The 5,566-nt window shown below is 46.2% G+C and carries 4 protein-coding genes; 1 reads left to right on the top strand and 3 read right to left on the bottom strand.

The genetic code is table 11. The features are described from left to right. A partial coding sequence (locus B2751_RS12700) for an acetoacetate decarboxylase (RefSeq protein ID WP_290775093.1) occupies positions 1-478 on the bottom strand: 478 nt, incomplete at its 3' end. Positions 479-491: 13 nt separating this feature from the next. Continuing rightward, entirely contained in the window at positions 492-1,511 is a 1,020-nt protein-coding gene (locus tag B2751_RS12695; RefSeq protein WP_290775091.1) for a ketopantoate reductase family protein, read from the bottom strand. A 101-nt stretch (positions 1,512-1,612) separates the two neighbouring features. On the opposite strand from B2751_RS12695, the gene B2751_RS12690 reads away from it, so the two are divergent. Next, positions 1,613-2,494 (top strand): LysR family transcriptional regulator, encoded by an 882-nt coding sequence (locus tag B2751_RS12690; protein ID WP_290775089.1) that lies wholly within the window; start codon positions 1,613-1,615, stop codon positions 2,492-2,494. A 38-nt stretch (positions 2,495-2,532) separates the two neighbouring features. Here B2751_RS12690 and B2751_RS12685 read toward each other — a convergent pair whose 3' ends face one another. Then, a complete protein-coding gene (locus B2751_RS12685) occupies positions 2,533-5,256 on the bottom strand; it encodes a bifunctional 2',3'-cyclic-nucleotide 2'-phosphodiesterase/3'-nucleotidase (RefSeq protein ID WP_290775087.1) in 2,724 nt (907 codons plus the stop codon). Positions 5,257-5,566 lie beyond the last annotated feature (310 nt).

The following is a 5,566-nucleotide window of genomic DNA, read 5'->3' as shown; positions in this document are numbered from 1 at the left end:
GCGATTGTGCTTCTTCGACTGCCATCGGAACATACTTGTATCCCATCGTCGCTTGTGCGACGCGGAGCGAATGATAGTCAAGCGTACCAACGAGTACATCATTATCGAGATAAAGCCGGGGTGAACCATACTTTTTCGGAAAAGCAGCCACTTCACGACCAGAGGCGATCGCCGGCTGATTGTTGACATACATCGATAGGTAGAACTCACCGATTTCCCCTTGATACCGAACCGGAATCACTTGCCCGCACTCAAGATAACTCCCAAGACCGGTGCTATCTGGCATATTGATGATTTCGAACTTGATCTGATTGCTCAGCACCTCAAGCGGTTCCGGAACGACTGCTTGTAACGCTTCGATGTCCGTCTCATAGATGATGTTCAAGTATTCCCGATTCCGAAAGAAGATATCGACTGCCGGAAAAACCGGCGCATTGATCGGCGTCGCGACGACGTTCTTTACATCGCTCTGTTTCATTTGAATCCCTCCTTTATGCATTCAATAATGTGTCAAAGCGTGCGACACTTGTTTCAAAATCAGGAACTGTCTTCGCTGCTTGCGCTTCTTCGACGATTTCTTGAATGAGTGAGTTGAACGGCGTTTTGATATCGTACGTGTTGCCGTACATCGTGACGATCCCATTAATGAAACGAATTTCGGTCGGTCGACCTTTTTGTAAGTCCTGCAACATGCTTGCTTCTAAGTCACGCGACCCGTGCATCAATTGTGGTACGGTGATCAGTTTTTCATCGATATCGTCTAGTGTTGCGTAAGCTGCCGGCTCAAACGTACTCATCGGCGCGAATGTGATGCCGTGAGCGTGACCGACCTCAACGACTTCCTGCATCGTATGGATTGCTGCCCGTAACAAGACAGGATGATCGAGAACGTCGCCGTACGTACCGTTACACGCAGCGGATAACCCGCTGAACGTACTATTGATGACGAGTTTTGACCATTTCGTTCCCGGTAGATTATCAGAGATTTCTGTCCCACCGATGTGATCAAGGATTTCCTTCAGTTGGACGATCCGGTCCGTCTTCTTCCCGTCCAGTTCACCGATTTGCATCGCATACGTCTTAAAGTGCTCGTAATCTGATGTCAGGCGTGACTCACCTGGTCCGACGTATGTCGCTCCGAACTCGACGGATCCCGCAATGATACGTTCGCTTGGAATCTGTTGTTGAATGAACTCTTCCGGTACACCGTTTTGCAAGGAGACGAGAATGCCGTCTTCCTTCAAGATCGTCCGCACTTTCGCGAGGACCGGTTCATTGTAGACCTGCTTCGTCAGCAATAATATGATATCGTACGTCTCTGTGATGTCATCCGGATGAATTGCATGAACAGCTTGCGTTAAATCCGGACCAATGACGTGTGCCCCTGTTGTGTTCAGTGCCTCGATATGTGCACGGTTCGTATCAATCAAATCGACACCCGCATACTGTTGACTTAGATAAGCTCCCATGATGGTTCCAAGGGATCCTGCTCCGTAAATTCCGATTTTCATTTCTATCACCTCTGGTATATACGGTATACTAGTTTCATCATAAACAGAAATATATATAATTATATGTTTTGATAACCCATAGGTTATGTCAGGAGGATATCATGGAACTCTTACATTTAAATTATTTTCGTCACGTTGCAGAGGAATTGAACGTGACGCGTGCTGCCGAACGATTATTCATCAGCCAACCTGCCCTTAGTGCGACGATCAAGAAACTCGAGCGTGAATTGAACACGACATTATTTCATCGAAAAGGTAGAACGATCAGTTTGACTGACAATGGTCGACTGTTACTTCAGTCTGTCGAAAAAATCGAACACGAGTTGACACGTGTTCAGGAACGAATGGTACGAAACGATGCATCAACGAAAACACCACTCAGTCTTGCCAGTTCACATGGTCGTTTCATCCAATTGATTCTACAGGAGTTTCTTCTTCCACAAACTGCTCCCTTGTTCAACTCGGACATCCTCTCGAACCGTGAAATCCTGAGCGGTCTCCTTCATCAAGAATTCCATTTCTCAATCAGCTTCATGGAACTCAAACATCCGCTCATTACGAGTGAACCAATCGTGGAAGAGGAGATCGTCATCACCTACCCTGCTTCCTATTCAGAGAAAGAAGCGATTACAGCACTCTATACGGATGCAACGGAGACTGCCTTTTTGTTTCCCTCTCACAATAAGGACTACAACCGCTTCATCCAATTGAAGATGGCGGAACTGAACATCTATGCCGATACCACGCACTACATCGATGATGTCTCACTTCAGCTCGCCTTACGCCAGCAACGGTATTTCAGCTTCGTTCCTGTTTCCGTTTGTCGGGAGATGGGACTTCCCTTCATTACGGACGATGTATTTACAGTAAAGTCACGACTCTACATGTCGCATGCGACGGATCAATTGACGGTCGAACAAGCAATCATGTACGAACGCATTAAACTGTTTCTACTTTCGCAACGCGCATATCTAATCAAATAAAAACGGATGCCTGCATATGCAGACATCCGTGTGAGATATTACTTCGTGATGAAGTAGCGTGACTGATCGAGATGATCCTTAGCTGTATAGATGTTGAGTTTGTACGAGCCGTTCGTCAATGCCTTACGCATCTTCAAGACATAGTTCCCGTGCTGATCCGCCACGTCTTGAGCAATCAATTGATAACCAGACTCTGTTTTTTGGTAGAGACGGACGATTTGACGTTTTTCGACTTTACCTGTCAACGTCTTTTTACCTGACCATTTTTTGACCGGGTATGTGTTCTTAATCGTGAACGACGCTTTTTTCGTGATTTTGTTCGAGATGTCTGTCGACTTGACCGTATATGTTCCAGTCGTTAGACCGTTCTTGACCGCGATCTTGAAACCACTTGCCGTCGTTTTTGCTTTCGCAATTTTCGTTGATCCTTTATAGAGCGTCACGTCGAGACCTTCCGTTGCTTTACCGCGGAGGACCGTTGAACCGTAGACTGCTGACTTTTTATCGATCGCTGGTGTCGCAACGACACCTGTGCCGACTGTGACGTTCGTTTCTGTCTTCATGAAGCTGAGTTCAGAGACAATCGTCAACTGATCACGCAATTTGAGCGGACGTGTCACGACTTCGTATTGACCCGCTTCGTTTGCTGTAGCTGTACCAAGGACTTTATCACCGAGTTTGACCGTGACTGTTGCGCCCGGAACGGCTTGACCAGTAACGACTTTCGCACCTGGTTTAACTGCTTTTGCCGAGACCGTGAAGTCTTTCATCGGCACGTTCATGTTGAATTTAAGGAACGTACCTGTCTCGCCCGGACGTGTTACACCTGTATTCGTGATGCCTTCGTACCGCTTAACGTACGGTGCAGCTGCAGCCGCTGAATCAAAGCTGACCGTCATCGGTCTGCTTGCAACGAGTGACCAGTTGTCGTCCGCTTTGTAATCAACCGGTTGTTTCGCCTTGATATAGTCCGAGATGACGTTACGTGTTTCGTAAGCCGATTTGTAGACGATATTTTGACCTTTCCCAAGACCCGGGAACGTCGCACTGCCTGCGCGGTAGTTGTTCGTCGCGACGAGGAATTCTTGGTCGTCTGTGATCGCTTTGCCTTGATACTTGATGTTTTGGACGCGGTGCTCTAAATCTTTATTTTTATCGATTAATACACCCTCTGCATCAAACTTCGCTGGTTTCGTGATGTCGATTTCGTACGTCAATCCGTCGAGGATATCGAAGTTGTAGCTTCGGAATTCTTTATTCAACAACTCTGTCTGCTCACCGTCGACTTGATTGAATTGCCCTGCGGACATCTCGAGCCAATCCTTGACGTCAGCCCCTGTTACTTTGACGACTTCAAGTGTATTCGGGTAAACATAGAGATCGGCGACGTTCTTGAGCGCGATCGGTCCTTTTTTAATCAGTGTGTAATCTGACGCGTTGACCTGGTTACGACCACCTGTCTTAAATGGTGCACCGGCTGACAACAACGGGAGATCTTTATACTTCGCAAGATCGGCATTTTCTTTCAGTTGTTTCTCGACATACCATTTTTGAGCGTTCGTCACGAACTGAACTGAATCATCGTCTTGCACGAGAGCGAAGAAGCTCTGGATATCGTCATTGATCGTCCCGACTTCTTGACGGATGTAAGCGAGTGTTCCTTCATGTGCTTTTTCGATCAATTTGACAGCGCCGGCATCTGCTGTCGTATCTTTCGTCACGTCCGCTAGTTTTGCGCCAGACGTATCCACGACCCATTTCCCGTCGACTTGCTTCAATTGAAGATCGATAACACCAACATTTTTTCCTTGTGTGTTTGCCATGACGACTGGTTTACCGTTAATCAGACCGTTCGTTGCATCAACATTTGGTAATCCGTTAAATGCAGATTTCGCATCTGGGAACTTTCCGTGCTGATGACCTGTCATCAAGACATCGATGTCTGCGACTTTCGTTAACGCGTAGCCGACATTCTCATCGCCATCTTTTTGATCCACTGTATCCCCGATACCTGTGTGTGCGAGTGCAACGACGACATCCGCTCCTGCGTCTTTTAATTTCTTCGCTGTTGCTTTCGCAGTCGGGACGATATCTTCAGCCGTGACTTTCCCCGTCAGGTTCCCCGCATCCCATGCCATGATTTGTGGCGTGACGACTCCGAACACACCAACCTTGACTGTTTTCATGTCACCGTTCTGGTCTTTGACCTGACGTTCGATGATTTGATAGTCTTTTCCATCTTTGTTGTAGTCCGCGACGATTGGCTTTTTCGTAACGGCATCCAATACGTTCGAGTTGACGAACTTGATTGAACCGCTCGAAGCACTCATCGCTGACTTAAGGAAATCAAGACCGAAGTTGAATTCATGGTTTCCGAGCGTGACTGCATCATAACCAAGGTATTCCATCAATTCGTACATTGGATGTTTGCCTTTGTTTCCTTTGTCGTACTGATTTTTCACGTAATCACCGAACGGCGTTCCTTGAAGAGTATCCCCGTTATCGAATAAGAAACTGTTCGTTGCACCCACTTCAGTTTGTTGCTGTTTGATGACTGTAGCGGCTTTGACAAGACCGATCGTCTCGTCCTGTGCATCCTTGAAATAATCGTAGTTCATTGAGTTCGTATGTAAATCCGTTGTTTCTAAGAAGCGTAACTTGACGACACTGTTGTCGGCAGCAAGTGTCTTGACTTGAACGACTGGTACGAGCATCGGTGCGATCAATGTCGATGCGATGACAAGTTTTGTAGCTTTTTTCATATGGATTTCCCCCCAGGAAGTTTTAACTGCTTCATTAATTTAGCATGGTTCGATTATAGCTAATAGTCCTTTCAAATAGGTCGGACATCCGTCTTATTTAACCTACTTAACCAATTCCAAATACTGGCTTTACATTGTTGATTTTACCTTTACAAATCAGGTTCACATGGTAAAAAAAGGAGATGATACAAATGAGATGAACCACATAAAAAAACGATACATTTCAGGACATGAACCTGAAAACGTATCGTTTATAATTGATGTAGAACGTAATTGTTCATTCTCAACTCCTACAGGAAAAGAAAGCACG

It is taken from the genome of Exiguobacterium sp. UBA6282, from assembly GCF_002440475.1.
Classification (GTDB): Bacteria; Bacillota; Bacilli; order Exiguobacteriales; family Exiguobacteriaceae; genus Exiguobacterium_A.
The sequence above is the reverse complement of the archived record's forward strand: the minus strand, read 5'-3'. Positions and strand labels throughout refer to the sequence as shown.